Below are 18,515 nucleotides of genomic sequence, written 5' to 3' on the forward strand. Positions count from 1 at the left end.
TAAATATCTTTGAACTATGAGCACAGTAACAAAACCAAAACATATTGGCAGAAATATTAGCCGAATAAGAGAGCTTAGAGGTATGAAACAAGAAGCACTTGCCATTGCTATTGGAGTAAGCCAACAGTCTGTTTCTAATATTGAAGCAAGTGAAACTGTTGACGAAGAAAAATTGCAAGCAATTGCCGAAATATTAGGCGTTTCTGCAGAAGCAATTAAAAACTATAGTGATGAAACTGTACTAAATAATATTCAAAATAATTATGAAGGTTCCGTAATTCATGGTGGACCAACCGTAAATCATAATTGTACTTTCAATCCGCTAGATAAAGTGATAGAACTTTACGAGCGTTTAGTTCAAGCAGAAAAAGATAAAGTTGAGTATTTGGAGAAGTTATTGAAGGATCAATAATCATTAATTCATATTGATTAAATACAAAAAGCCTCGCAAATGCGAGGCTTTTTGTATTTACTGTGCCTTGTCCTTAAATATATTTGGGACAGCTACAGAAGAAGCGTATTTTATCACTATTACGACTGTAGTAGTTAGATATCTTTACACGTCTTAATCAAAAATACAACACCATTAATTATTTTAAGATATTACCAAGAAAATAAAGTAAGAAATTACGCTTGCGTTAAAATAAAATAGATTAGTTTTACTTAAAAAAGAAGAATGTCAGAATCGATTTTAACAACTAACTATTTTGAGGTTGCCAATACAGCTCATTTTCGCATTAAAGAATTAGAATACAAGACATCTTGTACCTATAAGATTTTTATAGAAAATTTTACAGGTCAGAATTGCAATATACGACTCTATGAAATAAAATACATTACCAAAGGACTCCGTTTTAAATCCTCCCAAACTCATGTAAAGATGACTGTCGATTCCCTATTTGACTATGTGAGAACATTATCAATAATAGCCAAACAATAACTTGATATGGGAATGACGTCCAATTATTATTTGATCGAAAACGAGATCGCGATGTGCATAGGTGGGGTTGAATTTAACTATAAAGATGAATTTGAAGTTTTTATAGAAAAATATGAGAATAAGACCTATGACATCCTTATAAATAAATTAAACAGAGAAGTCTTTGGAGCTCCTGCCGATTGTAAATTTGAACAATTGTATGAACAAACGACCAATACTTTGTTGCCAATAGCACTTTTAATAGAAGAAGAATCGTTACAAATTAGAAATGGGCGAAACCGGAGTTTAAAAGCGCTGGATGAAAATCGGAATGTTGTAGATTGTCATGGTATTGACTTCGATTATATAGAGCAACGTTTTTGGAGTGAAACAGATACAGTCGAAAAAATTGAAGAATATACAGCTTATTTAAACATCATAAAAGCGTTAAGTATTTCATTGCAAAAACAAGAAGATTGCGAAAACCATAAATCCGATTGGGGTATGGCTCTAATTGCACATACCTACTGGGATGATGTGCAAACACGATATGATAAGACCAATAATAGTTTAAAATCGATTTCGGATACTATTGATATAGATAAATTAATGGAAGCTGTAAATGAAAAAATCTTAAACAATCAACTCCCTATTACTGCCCTATTAGAGAAAGATAAAATAAAACTAACGTCAACCTTCGAGCATAATGTGCAGTATAAAACAGAAGGGTTAGATTTTATCGAATCAGAAACCTGTGTAAAAATAGCAGTTGATGATCTTATTCATTTTAAAGAAACAATCGCAATACACGCAACACTAGATCATAAATTCTAATATAATAATTATGAATACAGGACAACCTACTACCTACCTCAAGGAAAAAGGCGACACCTTACAGAGTATCGCCAATGATCACAGAATCCTCGATTTTGAAGACCCCCGTTATTACCACAATCAGAATTGCGAAGATGTGAGAGACGGAGTTGGTCCGTAGTACTATTCCGCAAGGGTCTTATGATTTTAATTAAATTTTACTAAATATCACTAGAAGTGGGTATTGCACAGATGTAAAAAGTCTCTTAAATTCGTACGATTATATTTATAGCTTAAATTATAGAAAATAAAACTTGCTTAAGTTAATCAATTAGAAAATTACACAGGGCATCTTTTTTTGTTTAATGCTGGTAATCGATGCGTTTGCAATTTGGAGTTAAGCATACTTATAAGTCATGAGTACTTTTGAACAACATCCCATTTAAAAAAATAGAAGAGTAAATTATGGCAGGAATTAGTTTTTATATACCCGATAGGGACGAAGAAGATCACGATAAATATTTTATAAAAAAAGGAGATACAATCAAAAGTGTTGCCGAAGAACTTGGTAAGGAATGGCAGGTTTTACGAATCTATCACAACAATCATTGCATTGCAGATGCTGATGTAATAAATGCTGATTTCCCTAGTCACTTGAAGTTTTTACTTTTAAAACCGATCAAACTACAAGCAAATGGGGAACCCGAAGAGGTTCCTCTTAAAAAGGCAGTACTTGGCAGCGGTTTTAGAGTACCTTTTCATCACGTAAGAGGGAAAAACAAATATGGGGTAATATATACTGTTGAGAACGGCGAGCAAGTCCATACCCTAAAATATGAGGTAAGTGTAAACTGGGTCGCAACCGATAAAAATGGATATTCTTTTTTTGAAATTGACAGGCTATCCAAAGTATATATTAATGATGTCGAAGCCGATACAATAGCCGATGAGTTGGCTGAAAAAACATCCAGTGTTTTGTATCCATTAGAGGTGGTGGTCGACCAAGAAGGGGAATGGATAGACATTCATAATCTTGAAGCGATAAAGCAGCGCTGGGAAACGAAAGAATCTGAAATTCTTGAAGCCTACCCAGGAGAAGAGACCGAGAAGTATTTAGCCCATTATGCGAAAAATTTAAAAAGTAATCAGACTTTGGCTGCGGTGCTTTCCAACGATTGGTTTATAAGGTCTTTTTTTAATGGAATCCATACAGAATATACCAAAAAATTGACTTTTGAAGGTTATACGTATTTTCCTTTTATTGCGAAAAGTGATGATTTAATATTTAATATTGAACAAAAAATTGATGAATATCTTGATGAGAACGATTTGCTGAATATCGACCTAAAAGGAGTACTGGACGATGCCCCGATGAAAACAGATTTGGAATACGAATTAGATTTGCCTATTCATTCTTTGTCAGATCAAAAAGTTGTCGGCAGTTATAGAGCAAAATACTTCCTGAATCCCAATAACTACACTATACAAACTTTATTTATAGAATGTGCCATTGCACTTGATATACCACAAAAATATACTGTTATGGTGTCTAATCTAAATGAAAAAGAGAATCAATCACTAGTAACAAACTCTCTTTTTGTGGATGAAATAAAAAAAGAAGATAGTTTTTTTAAGATGTTTGGAGATATTTTAAGAGGTAAATAAAAATAAATTTATGAGCGAAAAACACATTGTAGTACAAGGCGCAACCTGCAAATGCAAATTTAGCGTAGAGCCAAAAGTGGATAAATTAAAGGTAAAATCGCAAACAAAGCATTATGCCAATGACAAAGATGGGTCAAAAAAACTAATTGCGAGTGATAAAGACATAGGGCAAACGCTAGAGAAAAACACCTTTGGCAAATGCAAGATGCAACCTGCCGGTAATGATTATTTGCCCTGCCAAGCTGTGATTACCAAATGGGGTGGATTTTTCGAAGAAATGACTCTATCCAATAAAGGAAAACCATTGCTAGAAGACAGCAAAGGAACTTGCCCGATGGGTGCACCTGATTGTATTGAAATTACAAAACACGGACAAGTGACAGAGCCTAGCAAACAAAATTTCAAAAAAGCTAATCCGATGGTTCACAACCTAATCAACCCAATGGTGGATGTTAGGGATATGTATAAAAAAGAAGCTAAACATAAAGGCATAGATTTTAATGATAATTAATTTGAATAAAAATTTAAAATGGCAAAAGGTGTAAAAAGAATAAAATGGACAGGGAAAGGAAAAGTTATAGGAAACTTATCTATTCCTAACAAAAAAGTAGTTATTTCTCCAGATCAAGATGTTTTTTTTGAGGTAGATTTATGGCATGATGGAACAACTGAAACAGACAAAAAAGAGAGTTTAACTTGGATGTTGCAAGACCGTAAAAAGAAAATCATTATTTCACAAAAAACACTGCCTGCAAGTACACCAAAAAAAATTAGTATACCTAAAGCCTTATGTGGTCCATTTGAATATTACGTAGAGGCAAGTCTCTCTGGAAATAGAAATACATCCAAAGATACGGGCTTGATTGTAAGCGGCTATTGTGAACCCAAGATAACAACTAGTAAATGGTGTACTACCAACGATGGAGACGATGTGAGTAAAAGTCATGTCTTTTCATATGGAGAAGCTGTTTATTTGAGTGTAAATTCCGAAGGATTAAACGGTCATAAAAATTTAATTGTAGATGTTTTTAGACATGAGAATCTAAAAACAGATCCGTTAATTTTTACCTACACCAGCGTAGATGTTATAGATGGCGAAATCAATCTTGCCATGTTGAATACTTTTTCTTGGTATGGAAAAATAAAAGGGATCAAAGAGGATGAAGAATTTTATGTAAAGATAAAAGACCCCTCAACAAGTAGTTATATTGTAGATAGCAAGCACAATACAGAACTTGCTCAATTTTTGAAAATAAAGAAAAAAATTGTGTCTCGTGTGGTCAAGCCGCCTACAAATTTAACACCCTTAAAAGTTGGCAAACCAGATGAAAAAGCCGAAAGATATGAACCCTGCAAGTTTGAAACTATTGCGATAGACAAAACTATTGTTTTTGATAAAGGGAAAAAATTACAAAAAGTAATACACCTGAAAGAAGCTATTACCAAAACTATTTTTTTTGATATTGACAGTTCAATTATAAATTCTGAAGGTAACACTAGTATCAGTAATGTTTTGCAGTTTTTGTTAGAGCATGAGCATTCTACCATTACTATTGATGGGTATGCTTGTGTGATTGGGAAAGAAAATTACAACAATATACTATCACAAAAACGAAGTGATGCCGTAAAAAAAATGTTCATCAATGGAGGTTTAGAGGCTCAGAGAATCATCTCAAAAGGACATGGCGAGATCAATGCAACCGATGATAAAATGGGTCGCGACAATATAAAATACAAAGACAAAAGAGAATATATAGATGCACGAAGAGTCGATATTTCTTTTGTTTTTAATGGACATGATGCACAAACCATAGTTTACGAAACCATTGCGCCAAGCCATAATAAAAATGTAACCATAGATATAACGGAATATCAAAATAAAGCCTGTTTTAGAGAAAAAGACAAGCACAAAAAGAAGATAATGGTAAGTTCTCCTGAGTATGATAAACCATTAAAAAAGGAGGTAGTTTCTTTAGCCTTTCCTGTGCATTCGAGTTTGTCAATATTGAATCCTGCTCCAATGCAATATATATGGCCAAAATGGAATTTAACCAAAATTGCTGGTGTAGAAAAAAGCATTGATTCGGCAACGAGTTACTCTATTCATGTTCATTCTTGTAGGTATTTTTCGAATGACAAGAATGCAACTGTAATTGTAAAGGCGTATCCTGATATAAAATGGACATTAGAATTTTCTTTTAATTTCTCTAATCCTGTAGCCTATACACATGGAAATTTACCAGAATATGGTAAAAAAATATCTGATGAGGAATCAAAATATCAAGCCAAACTAAGTGAAGCGGACAGAGCTAAAAGACAACAAGATTTACAAAAGGTAAAGGAAATAACCCGCGAGATGAGAGGTGCGCAATCTAAAGCTGTGTCTGTTGGAAAAGAAAATGCTCGATTACAAAATAGTCCAGAAATGCTCTCTAAATTTGGACTAAAATTAAGTGCCGAATGGGACGAGGGAAAGGGGAATTCGGAATTTGGAATTGAGTTTGCAAAAAAACTGCGAAAAGTTCTAGACGTATTTATAAAGTACAAAGAAATGGCAGATAAAGTAAAAGATACTTTAGGAGGTGATGCAAAAGGAAAAGCTTTATCTAAAACGCCCTTTATGTTCGAGATACAATCTCCATCACTTAATGCAAATATTAGTTGGTATCTAGAGAAAGGAGTAGGGATATATGAGTCGCAAGTTGCGACCGTAGGCACTCTAAATTTTAAGGCAGATCCATTGATGGGAGCTAATTTTATTGTGGACTTATTAGCTTTAGGAAGCCGCATGCATCCAGCAGTAGCTGCTATGGTTACTGGAATAAAGATAGGATTGAGTGCTTTGCATGGTGGAATGACTTTTGAAGCTACATTTTTTGGTAATTTTAGTTTTGACTTTAAGGCTTTGGAATTCAACAGTCTTACAGGTGTTAAAGGTGGAAATCTTGATTTAGGGGCTAAAGTAGGCATTAAAATAAATTTAAAAATAAATTTTGAAGTTAAATCCCAAGTATGGGGTACAGAGGTAGTAGTTGAATTAATAGCTAATGCTATGCTCGATGCTTATTTTGTGGCTAAAATAGTAATTGACTCTGATGCAAAAGGTGTGTTTGCAAAACCAGAACTTGGTTTTTCAGGTTTAATAATTAAGTTGGAAGCGGAGATAGTGGTTAATAGATATAAAAGAACACTAAAACTAGGTAATGACAAAGAACCTTTTTTAAAATCAGATATCGTAAAATTTGATCCCATATACATAATCTAATACAGAAAAAAAATGAAATTATCAATTATATCACTTTGTTTATTTACTCTGTTTTCTTGCCACTCTAATTTATCACAGGAAACCAAAGAAAAAATAAAAGAAAAAGAAACTTTTTGGAAAGTAAGAACTCAAACAATTTACAAAAATAAAAACACTATGGAATATCCTATAAAAAAAGATGCCTCACTAACAGAACAAAGAACGAATAGAATTTATTTAAGAAGTAATCATTGTCAATTTGAAGTTTTTGTAGATGATGTTTTATTGTATAAAATGATGGGAGAATCTACTAAAAATGGAGGTGGGATTAATGGAGATCAAGATATCAATCAATTGTTACTAACAAGCGGAACCCACGAAATAAAAGTGCGTTTGTATCCGCAGTATGGTAAGTCAGTTTTTGGAGAAGGGGGCGGTATGGGATTAACATTTTCTTATTTTAAAAACAGGGATTTAAGTACAATGGAGTACAATTTAGGGATGCGAGGAGCAGATGGTATAGATCTGAACCAATCTAATGAGCAATGGGTTAGTGATAAAGGAGAAGTTGGTACCTCAGATTATATTGAAGCGCATTATGAACCCAAAACACCACTCCCTCTGAAAGGATTGCCAGTTTATGAATGGCGAAGTACGTTTGATTCGCAAGTGAATTTTGATAAGGTTGGCTGGAGAAATTCTTTAAACCTTAAAAAAGAGCAAGATGATGAAAAAAAAGACATTAGAACTGAGTTGTTAAAAGAGTATCAAAAAATTCATGAAATGATTGCTAAAAAAGATATTACAAGCTATTTTGCATTAATTAAAGAAAGTGAAGAACTTGTTACTTCGTCTTTACATTATAGAGAAAACGAAAAGGAAATAAGATATGATGATTTTACAAAATTATTAAAAAATGATGATTATGAAGTAGAGCCTCTTTTTGAAGAAACCTTTCAACTAGAATACCAAGGCTATGGTAAACTTGTAATGTTTTTAAATAAAGCTGATGGAGAAGGAATTATTAGACTTAAAAACAAAAAAAATCCTAATGAAAACGTTTACTTAGATTTTCGTTTTCAAAGAAAAGGAAAAGGAGGAAAATTAACTGTAATCTAAAGAATGAAAATAATAGTTGTAGTATTATGTTTATTTGCTTTGTTTTCTTGTCAATCTAATTTATCACAGGAAACAAAAGAAAAAATAGAAGAAAAAGAAACTTTTTGGAAAGAAAGAACTCAAACAATTTACAAAAATAAAAATACTAAGGAATATCCCCTAAAAAAAGATACTTCACTAACAGAACAAAGAACAAATAGAATTTATTTAAGAAGCAACAACTGCCAGTTTGAAGCTTTTGTAGACGATGTTTTATTGTATAAAAAAATGGGAGAATCTACAAAAAAAGGAGGAGGAGTTAGCACTAACTTCGACATTAATCAATTGTTACTTACAAGTGGAACTCACGAAATAAAAATTCGTATGTATCCTAAATATAATGAACCCGTTTTTGGTGAAGGAGGCTATGTGGGATTAACTTTCTCTTATTTTAAAAATAGAGATTTACAGACCAAAGAATATAATTTAAATATGAATGGTGCAAGTGGAATGGATTTAGATCAATCTACTGAACAATGGGTTGATGATAAAGGAGAATTAGGTAATGCAGATTATGTTGAAGCTCATTATGAACCTAAAAAACCTCTTCCATTAAAAGGCTTACCTATTTATGAATGGCGAAGTACTTTTGATGCTCAGGTAAATTTTGATAAAATTGGATGGAGAAATTCTGTTAATTTAAAAAAAGAACAAGATGATGAGAAAAAAGACATCAGGACTGAACTGCTAAAAGAATATCAAAAAATTCATGAAATAATATCAAAAAAAGATGTTACAGGATATCTTTCTTTAATAAGAGAAAGAGAAGAACTTGTTATGGCAACACTTCATTATAGAGAAAATGAAAAAGAGCTAAGAAGCAACGAATTTGTAAAAATAATAAAGGATAATGATTATGAATTAGAGCCTCTTTTTGAAGAAACCTTTCAACTAGAATACCAAGGCTATGGTAAACTTGTAATGTTTTTAAATAAAGCAAATGGAGAAGGAATTATTAGACTTAAAAACAAAAAAAATCCTGATGAAAACGTTTACTTAGATTTTCGTTTTCAAAGAAAAGGAAAAGGAGAAAAATTAACTGTAATCTAAAGAATGAAAATAACAGTTGCAGTATTATGTTTATTTGCTTTGTTTTCTTGTCAATCTAATTTATCACAGGAAACAAAAGAAAAAATAAAGGAAAAAGAATCTTTTTGGAAAGCAAGATCCGAAGCAATAAATAATAGTAAAACAGATTTGGAATATCCTATAAAAAAAGACACAACAATAACAGAACAAAGAAGATATCAACTTTACTTAACAAGTATGGATTGTAGTTTTGAAATATTCATTGACGATGTTTTTTTAACTAAATTTATTGAAAATGGAACGACAAAAAGAGGAGGATATACGGGAAATATAGATTTAAATCATCTTCTGTTAACTAGCGGAACACATGAAATAAAAGTTTTGATGTATCCAAAATATGGAAAAAAAATTTTTGATACAAAAGGTATTCTTAATATAAAATTATATTATTATTTAAAAAATAATTTTAAAGAAAATTTTTACACTACCCAACTTAATGCTAATAATGGAATTGAACTTAGTCAAAGTAGTGAGCAGTGGATGGATAAATGGGATCAACAAAGTCAGGTTGGTTATGATGGTAGTTATGTTTCTAAAAAACCTTCGCAACTAAAAGGGTTAGCTGTTTACGAATGGCGCACCACTTTTGAAGCTGATGTTCCTTTTAATTTTGCAAGTTGGCTTAACTCGGTAAATCTTGAAAAAGAGAAGGTCACTGATAAAAAAGACATTAGAAAAGAGGTCGTAGCTGAATATGTAAAAATACATAAAATTCTTTCAAATAAAAGTTCCGATGAATACCTATCTATTGTTGGAGAAAGAGAAAATATATTTAAATCTTGCTTGTTCTACGATAAAAATGAAAAAACATTGCAACGAATAGAATTTGATGAATTAATGAAAAACGATGATTATGTATTAGAACCTTTATATGAAGAAACTTTTCAATTAGAATTTCAATCTTATGGCAAACTTGTTAATATTTTTAATAAAGCTGATGGAGAGTCTATTGCAGATGCTATGATAGGTAAAATTTACCTATCATAGCGAAAACATTTTTTTCTTGATTAACTTAGCATCTGACTGAACAATGAACTTGAAAATGTGTGGATGTGGATTCCAGGCCATAAAACTATCATGGACATAATATGTCCATGATAGCAAAACCATTTTTTCTTGATTAACTTCGTAGTTGACTGAATAATGAACTTGAAAAATGTGTGAATATGGATTTCAGAAAAGAAAGGCTCTCAACTGAGGAAGCCAAAAAAATTGACATGACCAATTATCTGTCTCAATTAGGATACAATCCTGTTAAAATTATAAATGTAGATTATTGGTATTGTTCACCTTTGAGGGATGAACACGAACCCTCTTTTAAAGTCAACCGAAAGCTTAATTTATGGTTTGACCACGGTTTAGGTAAAGGAGGTAACATAATTGATTTTGGCATATTGTATCATGGCTGTACCGTTAGTGAATTGTTACAAAAGCTCAGTACTAATTTTTCTCTTCAACAGCCAACTTTTTTGCATTCAAATAAAAGTATCGCTACAGAAAATAAAATCAAAATACTAGGGGATTTCCCGCTTACTTCTCCAGCACTTTTAAGATACCTCGAACAAAGAAAAATACCCATTGAAATTGCCGAAAAATTTTGCAAGGAAGTTCGTTATGAACTCAATAACAAAACCTATTTTGGGATTGGATTTAAAAATGATTCAGGTGGCTACGAAATTCGTAATCCGTATTTCAAAACTAGCAGCTCGCCAAAAGACATTACCATCATAGATAATGGTTGTGAAGAAGCTCTAATTTTTGAAGGTTTTATAGACTTTCTATCCTTTAAAGCTACAACCAAAAACCTTCCCGAAAACGGTCAGGATTTTGTTGTTTTAAATTCAGTTTCATTCTTTGAAAGAGCACGCCCATTTATGGAAAATCACAAACATATTCGGCTTTATCTTGACAGGGATACAACAGGAATAAATTGTACTCAGCGTGCACTTTCAATGAGTCCCCAATACAAAGACGAAAGTACCCTTTACAAAAACCACAACGATTTTAACGACTGGATTATGAATCCTTCAAAAGCTCCCAAAAAACATTTAAGGCGCAAATTATAGAAATCACCCACAACTTATTTACGATTTTTGATGACTGCTACCTTTTTGGTAGTCTCTGAAAGATTGGAAGTATTGAAGATGTTAAAAAAGCTAAAAGAATGCAACGTTCCTGCACTCAGCAAGATGTATGGTTGTTAAACAACCAGATCTTGCTGCCCCACACTCGGAACTCGTGGGCAGTGACATTGAAAGGATAAAAAGAGTTAGAAAACAATGAAAATGAGAGATGATGAAAAGAGAAAATTCAAACAAGACACGCATAATAGGACTGCGACTGACGCCCGAGGAATATGCAAAAATTGAGAAAAAGTGTAAAGCCAGCACTTGCCGTAAGCTAAGCGACTATGTTCGTAAGCATCTATTCGACAAACCCATTACTACGACTTACAGAAATCAGTCATTGGACGATTTTATGGAAGAAACAATAGTGCTTCGCAAAGAGTTAAACGCCATAGGAAATAATCTGAATCAGGCAGTTAAAAAACTACATACTCTGCAACAAATTCCTGAATTCAGGGATTGGATTATACGCTACGAACTGGAGAAAAAAATCTTTAAAAATAAGATAGATGAGATTGAAAAACATATCTTTAAAATCACGAACAAATGGTTGCAATCATAAAATCAAGCCATTCAATTCGTAGTGTTTTTCACTATAATGAGAACAAAGTAAAAGCTGGTGTAGCAGACTGTATCGCAGCAGGGAACTATCCTGTAGATGTCGATAAAATGAGTGACACGATGAAGTTAAACCTTTTCCTAAAAAGGCTTGAATTGAACGAAAATGTAAAATGTAATACGCTGCATATTTCTTTAAATTTTGACCCATCTGAAAATCATTCCAAAGAAAAACTGATAGCTATTGCTGATGCCTATATGGAGAAAATAGGCTTCGGAGAACAACCTTATTTAGTATATCAACATCATGATGCAGGACATCCACATTTGCACATGGTCTCCATAAATATCGAGAGGGATGGAAAGCGAATTGAGCTACACAATTTAGGTATAAGAAAATCAGAACCCGCAAGAAAAGAGATTGAAGAATTCTTTGGACTAGTAAAAGCAGAAGGACGAAAAAAGAAAGAGCAATTTAGTTTAGAGCCTATTTCAATGGGCAGAGTTCAGTATGGAAGGATTGAATCAAAGAAAGCCATATTCAATGTTCTAAATGTAGTTCTGAACCATTACAAGTATGACGGCCTTGCAGAACTTAATGCAGTATTGAATCAATACAATGTCATGGCTGACCGAGGTAGTGAGAATTCAAAAATATTTTTAGCAAAGGGATTGGTTTATCATATTTTGAACGAACAAGGCAAACCAATAGGTGTTCCAATTAAAGCGAGTAGTTTTTATACTAAACCGACTTTGAAATTCTTAGGAGAAAAATTTAAGAGCAATGAAGTTAGAAGTATGTCCGATAAATCAAGAGTGAAACTTGCTATTGATGTGGCACTGTTAAGAGAGAAAGCAATGCCAATAACCGAGCTGGTAAGACAATTGGAAAAAGAAGGTATTCATACTGTTTTTAGAAAAAGCGCAGAAGGTTTGCTTTACGGCATAACCTATATAGACCGTACGACAAAAAACGTTTTTAATGGCAGTAGCTTGGGGAAACAATATAGTGCAAAAGCTATTCAGGAGCGTTGCGGATTAAAGGTTGCTGGTGAAGAAAAAAGAAGTCAGATTTATGAAAATCTTCCTTCTAAAGAATCGTTGATTAACAAAATGGAAAAACAAAGAGGTACACTAACTATTCCTGATTTGGTAAAAGTATTGGATGTGCTTATGCTGGGAGAGAAGCAATACTTTACAATGTTGCCAAAATTAGATAAGATAATTGATAATTTAATGCAGTCTGAACAAGCAGCTGATTATTTACCATATCAATTGAAAAACAAAAGAAAGGAAAAAAAGAGGAGAGGACTGTCAAGGTAATTAGTATATTCATTCTAGGAATATATTACTAATTTTTTTATACCGTCTAAAAAATGGTTTCAAAGTTGTACCAGTAGTAAGTGAAATGGTATTATTTTATGGATATATTGAGAGAAATTTTTATATCAATGATTAAATTATCCTTTTAAGAAATATTTTTTTACCTTCAAGATGCTGAATATGTGTAGACTACTTATCATACTGGCACATGAAGGAAAAAAAATAGTTTTTAAAGCTTTTTTATCTAAAAAACATTCCTATATTTGCACCCGCAATCAGATGATGATTGACGCCAATGTCTTTAAGTCTTGAATGAATAAGTTCGAAATTTGTACAGGCAGGGCGACAAAAAGCCGAACAGAAATGTTCGGCTTTTTTTGTGTGAAAAAATTAAAAATGAAACAATATTCGATAGCTCGGTTATCGCGTCCCGCTTTTTGGCGGGAAGGCCGCAGGTTCTCCCGATAACTATCGGGACTGCCACCCCGACTTGAGAGGACAAAGTAGATTTATTTCTATTTTGTCCTTTTTTATTACAACCTGAACTCCTCTCTATCATATGAATACGCTTGACAATTTCATCGACCAGTCGAGTTCGAAGTGAATTATTTTCAAAATACAGTTTCTCAGGAAACATCGGACTGATGACTTCCCGTTTCAACTCCATTTCCGCGTTCTCGTAAATATAATCAAGCTTTAAGAGAGTATCAATACCCTTATCTATAAAGGCTTTATCTTAACATCATCATGATTAAGACCTCCTAATTTAGCCTCCATCTTGTCCATCTTAACACTATAATCCAATTTCATTTCTTTAAAGTCTTCAGGCTCAATTTTTTTAGAAGCTAAAATACACATTCACGTTACCCATTTATCTAAAATGGAAAACGGACATCTTTTACCGTCTATCGATATTATACAGCGTTTAATGAAAGTATTTGCAGTTTCGGCTGATAGTCTTTTAAATGATAGTGAAAATAGCGTAGTAGAGTTACAGAACCACGAGTTTAACGAACAACTAATGCTCATTAACCAACTCGACGAAGACGAAAAAAATGCCTTGATTAAAATCATTAATTCAATGCTTACCAAAAAAAGAATGAAAGATTTATTAGATGGTAAAGTGAGCTTTTAAATTTATTTTTTGTCTTTTAAGACAATTTATACAATTAATTTCACTTACCATAATTGCTGTTTAAGGCAATTTTAAGCAATAAAAAAACAGGCAATTACGCCTGTTTTTTTATTATAACCTTTATTTATTTTGTTTGTGCGCACAAGCGGGACGCTTGCGCCAGCGGGGGAACTTTTACAGCTTTTTCATAAAACACAGTTCTTAAGCCAAGAAGACATTAACAGCATTAAAGCCATGCTAAGAACTTTTGTCTTTCAAAAAGATATTCAAAAACAACTTTCTTAAAACAACAAAAGCAACCTTTTTACGGATTGCTTTTTTGTTTTTATTATTGTTGTAAATACTCGGCTTGTGTGCACGAGCGGGACGCATCGCGCTAGCGCCTGTATTACTTAATACTCGCGCCAGCGGGGGCTGAAAATACATGATAAGCAGAATCCAGATGCCTGTTATGTGTCCGAAAGCTCTATTAGGAGTGTATGAAAAAAAAAAAAACCTAATACCAGAATCATATCCAGTATTAGGTTTTTTTATTTTTAAAACAATTCTTTTTATAAATAAGTCTATTATTGCCCGCCCATCAAAAAGTTCGAAACTAGTTAATTCCTAATATAGTCAAAACTTCTTCTTTAAAAGAACCTTCACGAATATTTATCGTATCATTTTCATTACTTAAAATATCTTTCATTGTAAAACCAGCTTTCAATATTTCAGTACTATCTGTAACTTGCTCATCAAAAAAAGCTTCCATAGAACCTTTGAATTTTTCAGAATAACGAATCTTATAAAACTTACCAATATTTTTAGAAAATCTTTGTGGAGGTTCTTTTCCACTATTAATTCCTTTATACCTTACATTGTTTATGTTGAAACTCAAATAATTTGTTTGCCCTTTTGCCCAGTGGCGATGTAAGATATATTTACCAACTGAAATTCTACCATTAAATTCAATATCATCCCGAACAATATGTCCTACAATTACAGATGTTATAAAATACAAAAAAAAAGATAAAAGTAAAATAGCAAATATTCTTTGTATTATTTTTATAAAAACCTTCATATCTACTCTTTTTTCTCTAATAAAGATGGAGCCGCATTTGAGGCAGTCTCTACTTGAAATTTAAAAAATTCACTTACTAACCAATCACCTGCATTACCACCATCCAGATAATTATCAGTTTTATTTCCAAAATAGTTACTAAATATTCCACCTCCAATTTGAGCAGCTCCTTGACTCAAGCTAGCAGGTGCTTTAAATTGCGGACTATTTGATGTAAAAGTTACTGTTTCTCCTATGATAGTAGGCAGATAACCTGGGATAGAAGAAGTAGCTGCTTCTACCATATTAACATCTCCCCAGACTTGACCGTTAGCAAAATACTGAGAAACAGAATTGTTGACAATCCCATATCCTGCTATACCTGCGGTTGTCCATGGATTAGTTCTAGCCGCAGTGTATAAACCTCTATAACCTGCTATTTCATTTGCCCAAAGTCTAGCCGCTTGTGACCATAAAAATGTTCCTCCTTCTCCAATTACTGTGCCTGCCCCAGCTTCTGCTAGCCCTCCTATTACAAATGGGCTTGCTGCTATTCCAGCTGTAACATACGTTGCTTTTTTTATAACATTCGTAGCTGTAACAGTTCTGTTCAATGCTTCTTTTTTCTTAGCTAAGAGCTTATTAGCTTCGTCGCCATTTCTTGCATCCTCAGGCCTATAATCATTCGCATCAATACCTAATCCCTTTTTGACTAAATTATTCAAAGCATCCATAGGGCTGTCCGTTATGTATTTAGGTTTCGCTTTTTCTAAACCTTCAAGCTCAACATAAGCAATAACATTATTCTCACTAAAAGCATATGGAGAATTCCAAGGATATTTCCCAGTCAAAGGGTCAGTTGCAAAGAACCTACCAATTCTCGGGTCATGCATCCTAAATGTATAATTCAACGAATTCCCTTCGCCTTTCAGCTCATTGTCCTTTTCCTGACCTTGAAAACCGTACCAGTAGATTCCTGCTCAATATTTGCCTCGCGCGAGAGCCTAGTTTTGCTCAAAACCCCTACTCAATCTATCAAAAGAACGTACATTTTCATTTCAAAAATAGTCTTTTTCAATTGAAAAAAAAAGTTCGATTGGATTTGCGGATTTTTATTTTTCAATTGAAAAAAAAAGATTCCGTTTTCTTATCGATTCTATTTCCAAAAATGCCCGAACATTCCGATTATGCCATAATTCGGCTGATTATCTTCAATCTTGCGCTCGATTTTTTTAGAAGAAAACCCGAACCGAAAAGCTGTTTTTAAACGTAAATCTCTTGGGGGTTTTCTTCTGAAAAAATGAGCATAGCCTTGTGGCGATTGAACAAATAATTACTTCCGATTTCTTTTTTTTTAATGGCTTTGTGCAAAAAAACAAGCAAAGATTTAAGGCCAGGCGCTTTTTTGCGACTGGGTGTAATTTTGTGAAGATTTTTTTGTGCAAAGCCATTAATAAACTGGACTTTCCTAGTGCGTCGGCAGTAGCGGTGGCTTCTTCGGGGGTGGTGCGTTGGGGAGGGGCTATTTTACATAATAAGTTTATAGTGCTTTTTCTGCACTATAATGACTTATTATGTAACATAGCTTGGGGCAGTTTGGGGCTTTCGAGCGTTGGCAACAGCTTATTGCAATTGTGGCTTTTTCTGCCACAACTTGCAATGTGCTGTAGGAGCGTTGGCAAAAGTCCCAAACTGCATGCGCGTTGGGGTGCGTTGGGTTGGGCGGGACAAAAAACTCAATCCCGCTTTTTCTGCGGGATGTTCCTATTTCTTTTTTTTGCTTACTGTATTGGATGATGTTTTTCGATGGCATTTTGTAACGCCTTTATTCCGGTTTGTTTGTATTTTTCTGTTGTGTCCAGATATTTGTGTCCGGCGAATTCCTGAATCATTCTCAGGTCGTTTCCTTTGGTTAAAAGATTCGTGATTACACTTTGTCTAATCGTTATGGAAGTGAGTTTTTTAGTAAACTGATTTTGATACGTTGAGATTAAATAATTGATGTCTTCTCCAGTTATTGGACTATTCAATTTATTCAATAAAAAGTAATTTGAAGTATGATTTCTATTCTCTAAATAGTTATAAAACAAAAGGATTTGTTCCGCTTTTAAAGGCAAAATTCTGTTGTTGGTTTGGGCTGTTCCAGTGATGCTTATTTGTGCTTTCTCCAGGAAAATATCTGTTGTTTTGATTTGGATAATTTCGCCTATTTTCAAGGCTTGATGAACCAATAAACCCATTATAATTTGGTTTCTTTTTTCCAGTAATTTATACCTTTCTTTTCTTGGCTCCAGCAGTTTTTGCAGTTCATTATCGGTAAATAAATCTTGCAATTGGATAGGCTTTTTCTTGATGTCCCGCAGTTGTATCGCTCTGGCTGGATTGTCTTTTCTGATTCCTGTGTTTACTAAATAATCATAGTATTTTTTCAAGGCTGATAGCATTCTAATTATGGAAGCAGGTTCATAGTTTTTCCGTATTGTTTCCACATATTCCATTACGTTTTTATAATTGTAATGTTCTGTATTTCTGTTTAATAAAGTAAATTTATTGATTTCATATAAGTAGTTTTTTACTGTTGATTTCTGTAGATTTTGCTCTAGATAAGTTTCTAATTTCATCGCATATTTAATTGATTTATTCGTGTATAAATTTGTGTTGTACTTAATTGTGAGTGTCCTAAAAAATCTCTGACCATTTCTACACTCATATCATTTTCAAGTAAATGCGTTGCAATAGAATGTCGTAAACTATGTAAACAATAGTTGTTTGGTTCTATATTTTTGGTTCTTTTTAAAAGTGTTTTAAAGGTTCTGTAAATAATACATCCACTCATTCGATTTCCTAATTTGTTTGTCAAAAAAGCTACTTCGTCTTGATTCTTAATACTAAAATCTTGATACTTCTTAAAATCTTTTATGATGGTTTCAGTGAGCGGCATTACCCGCCTTTTTTTGTTTTTCCCTTTCCTGACGTAGAGTAATTTTTTCTCTAAATCAATGTCTTTTGTATCCAAATTTATTACTTCAGCTCTTCTGAGTCCACAACCATAACAAAGGTGCAAAATGATGGTTTCTTCCAGTGTTTGAGCCGTTTTGTAGAGTGTTTGGATTTCCGATTGTGTGAGTACAATTCGTTGCTGATGCTTGGGGCTTTTCAGTTTTAAAGTAAATGGATTTTGTTTGATTTGGTCTATTCTTTCCATATAATCAAAAAATCCTTTTATGGCCAGTTGCTGGCTGTGGATATAACTCTCGCTTAGATTTCCTTCTCGCCTTTTATTAGGTCTATTTTGCAGATAATTGGAGTAGCTTTTTATGTGTTCTTCATTGATGTTTTCCAGTAATTCTGGATTAAATTCTAAAAAAGATTTCACATATTTTGGGTAATTGTTGACTATCGATTTGCTGTAGCCTAATGTTTCTAATTCCTTTCTATAATTATAT

General features: G+C 33.1%; 17 protein-coding genes. 13 read left to right on the top strand and 4 right to left on the bottom strand.

The window, feature by feature from the left end; translation table 11 throughout:
• Window positions 1-16: 16 nt before the first annotated feature.
• From FNW52_RS19475 to FNW52_RS21225, 13 genes are all read left to right on the top strand, one after another.
• The gene (locus tag FNW52_RS19475) at window positions 17-412 is read left to right on the top strand and encodes a helix-turn-helix domain-containing protein (RefSeq protein ID WP_143379140.1); all 396 of its coding nucleotides are present in this window, start codon (window positions 17-19) and stop codon (window positions 410-412) included.
• Between the two features lie 264 nt (window positions 413-676).
• Complete coding sequence (locus FNW52_RS19480) at window positions 677-940, top strand: hypothetical protein (RefSeq protein ID WP_143379141.1); 264 nt, start codon at window positions 677-679, stop codon at window positions 938-940.
• Between the two features lie 6 nt (window positions 941-946).
• Window positions 947-1,753 (top strand): hypothetical protein, encoded by an 807-nt coding sequence (locus FNW52_RS19485; protein WP_143379142.1) that lies wholly within the window; start codon window positions 947-949, stop codon window positions 1,751-1,753.
• 444 nt (window positions 1,754-2,197) lie between these two features.
• Entirely contained in the window at window positions 2,198-3,397 is a 1,200-nt protein-coding gene (locus FNW52_RS19490; RefSeq protein ID WP_143379143.1) for a hypothetical protein, read from the top strand.
• Between the two features lie 10 nt (window positions 3,398-3,407).
• Complete coding sequence (locus tag FNW52_RS19495; protein ID WP_143379144.1) at window positions 3,408-3,908, top strand: DUF4280 domain-containing protein; 501 nt, start codon at window positions 3,408-3,410, stop codon at window positions 3,906-3,908.
• An 18-nt stretch (window positions 3,909-3,926) separates the two neighbouring features.
• Entirely contained in the window at window positions 3,927-6,662 is a 2,736-nt protein-coding gene (locus tag FNW52_RS19500) for an OmpA family protein (protein ID WP_143379145.1), read from the top strand.
• A gap of 12 nt (window positions 6,663-6,674) precedes the next feature.
• Entirely contained in the window at window positions 6,675-7,760 is a 1,086-nt protein-coding gene (locus tag FNW52_RS19505; protein ID WP_143379146.1) for a hypothetical protein, read from the top strand.
• Between the two features lie 3 nt (window positions 7,761-7,763).
• Window positions 7,764-8,849, top strand: a complete 1,086-nt coding sequence (locus tag FNW52_RS19510) for a hypothetical protein (protein WP_143379147.1) — start codon at window positions 7,764-7,766, stop codon at window positions 8,847-8,849.
• Between the two features lie 3 nt (window positions 8,850-8,852).
• Window positions 8,853-9,875: a hypothetical protein gene (locus tag FNW52_RS19515; RefSeq protein ID WP_143379148.1), complete on the top strand. Its 1,023-nt coding sequence runs from the start codon at window positions 8,853-8,855 to the stop codon at window positions 9,873-9,875.
• Window positions 9,876-10,054: 179 nt separating this feature from the next.
• Window positions 10,055-10,954: a toprim domain-containing protein gene (locus FNW52_RS19520; protein ID WP_143379149.1), complete on the top strand. Its 900-nt coding sequence runs from the start codon at window positions 10,055-10,057 to the stop codon at window positions 10,952-10,954.
• Between the two features lie 226 nt (window positions 10,955-11,180).
• Entirely contained in the window at window positions 11,181-11,576 is a 396-nt protein-coding gene (locus FNW52_RS19525; protein WP_143379150.1) for a plasmid mobilization relaxosome protein MobC, read from the top strand.
• Window positions 11,561-12,895 carry a relaxase/mobilization nuclease domain-containing protein gene (locus tag FNW52_RS19530; protein WP_143379151.1) on the top strand — a complete coding sequence of 445 codons (1,335 nt, stop codon included), beginning with the start codon at window positions 11,561-11,563 and terminating at the stop codon, window positions 12,893-12,895. Before FNW52_RS19525 ends, FNW52_RS19530 begins: the two co-directional genes overlap by 16 nt.
• 850 nt (window positions 12,896-13,745) lie before the next feature.
• Entirely contained in the window at window positions 13,746-14,030 is a 285-nt protein-coding gene (locus FNW52_RS21225) for a helix-turn-helix domain-containing protein (protein WP_255515663.1), read from the top strand.
• A gap of 595 nt (window positions 14,031-14,625) precedes the next feature.
• Here FNW52_RS21225 and FNW52_RS19540 read toward each other — a convergent pair.
• From FNW52_RS19540 to FNW52_RS19555, 4 genes are all read right to left on the bottom strand, one after another.
• The gene (locus FNW52_RS19540; RefSeq protein ID WP_143379152.1) at window positions 14,626-15,090 is read right to left on the bottom strand and encodes a hypothetical protein; all 465 of its coding nucleotides are present in this window, start codon (window positions 15,088-15,090) and stop codon (window positions 14,626-14,628) included.
• Window positions 15,091-15,092: 2 nt separating this feature from the next.
• Window positions 15,093-16,043 (bottom strand): RHS repeat-associated core domain-containing protein, encoded by a 951-nt coding sequence (locus FNW52_RS19545; RefSeq protein WP_143379153.1) that lies wholly within the window; start codon window positions 16,041-16,043, stop codon window positions 15,093-15,095.
• Between the two features lie 807 nt (window positions 16,044-16,850).
• A complete protein-coding gene (locus tag FNW52_RS19550) occupies window positions 16,851-17,690 on the bottom strand; it encodes a tyrosine-type recombinase/integrase (protein WP_143379154.1) in 840 nt (279 codons plus the stop codon).
• Window positions 17,687-18,515: tyrosine-type recombinase/integrase (locus FNW52_RS19555; protein ID WP_143379155.1), on the bottom strand; the 829-nt coding region annotated here is incomplete at its 5' end. The genes FNW52_RS19550 and FNW52_RS19555, both read right to left, overlap by 4 nt.

The sequence above is a fragment of the Flavobacterium sp. ZT3R18 genome (assembly GCF_007097385.1).
Classification (GTDB): domain Bacteria; phylum Bacteroidota; class Bacteroidia; order Flavobacteriales; family Flavobacteriaceae; genus Flavobacterium.

Excerpts from the sequence above, each read along its gene's own strand:
- FNW52_RS19475 (WP_143379140.1), top strand. The coding sequence starts at position 17 with ATGAGCACAGTAACAAAACCAAAACATATTGGCAGAAATATTAGCCGA.
- FNW52_RS19480 (WP_143379141.1), top strand. The coding sequence starts at position 677 with ATGTCAGAATCGATTTTAACAACTAACTATTTTGAGGTTGCCAATACA.
- FNW52_RS19485 (WP_143379142.1), top strand. The coding sequence starts at position 947 with ATGGGAATGACGTCCAATTATTATTTGATCGAAAACGAGATCGCGATG.
- FNW52_RS19490 (WP_143379143.1), top strand. The coding sequence starts at position 2,198 with ATGGCAGGAATTAGTTTTTATATACCCGATAGGGACGAAGAAGATCAC.
- FNW52_RS19495 (WP_143379144.1), top strand. The coding sequence starts at position 3,408 with ATGAGCGAAAAACACATTGTAGTACAAGGCGCAACCTGCAAATGCAAA.
- FNW52_RS19500 (WP_143379145.1), top strand. The coding sequence starts at position 3,927 with ATGGCAAAAGGTGTAAAAAGAATAAAATGGACAGGGAAAGGAAAAGTT.
- FNW52_RS19505 (WP_143379146.1), top strand. The coding sequence starts at position 6,675 with ATGAAATTATCAATTATATCACTTTGTTTATTTACTCTGTTTTCTTGC.
- FNW52_RS19510 (WP_143379147.1), top strand. The coding sequence starts at position 7,764 with ATGAAAATAATAGTTGTAGTATTATGTTTATTTGCTTTGTTTTCTTGT.
- FNW52_RS19515 (WP_143379148.1), top strand. The coding sequence starts at position 8,853 with ATGAAAATAACAGTTGCAGTATTATGTTTATTTGCTTTGTTTTCTTGT.
- FNW52_RS19520 (WP_143379149.1), top strand. The coding sequence starts at position 10,055 with ATGGATTTCAGAAAAGAAAGGCTCTCAACTGAGGAAGCCAAAAAAATT.
- FNW52_RS19525 (WP_143379150.1), top strand. The coding sequence starts at position 11,181 with ATGATGAAAAGAGAAAATTCAAACAAGACACGCATAATAGGACTGCGA.
- FNW52_RS19530 (WP_143379151.1), top strand. The coding sequence starts at position 11,561 with ATGGTTGCAATCATAAAATCAAGCCATTCAATTCGTAGTGTTTTTCAC.
- FNW52_RS19540 (WP_143379152.1), bottom strand. The coding sequence starts at position 15,090 with ATGAAGGTTTTTATAAAAATAATACAAAGAATATTTGCTATTTTACTT.
- FNW52_RS19550 (WP_143379154.1), bottom strand. The coding sequence starts at position 17,690 with ATGAAATTAGAAACTTATCTAGAGCAAAATCTACAGAAATCAACAGTA.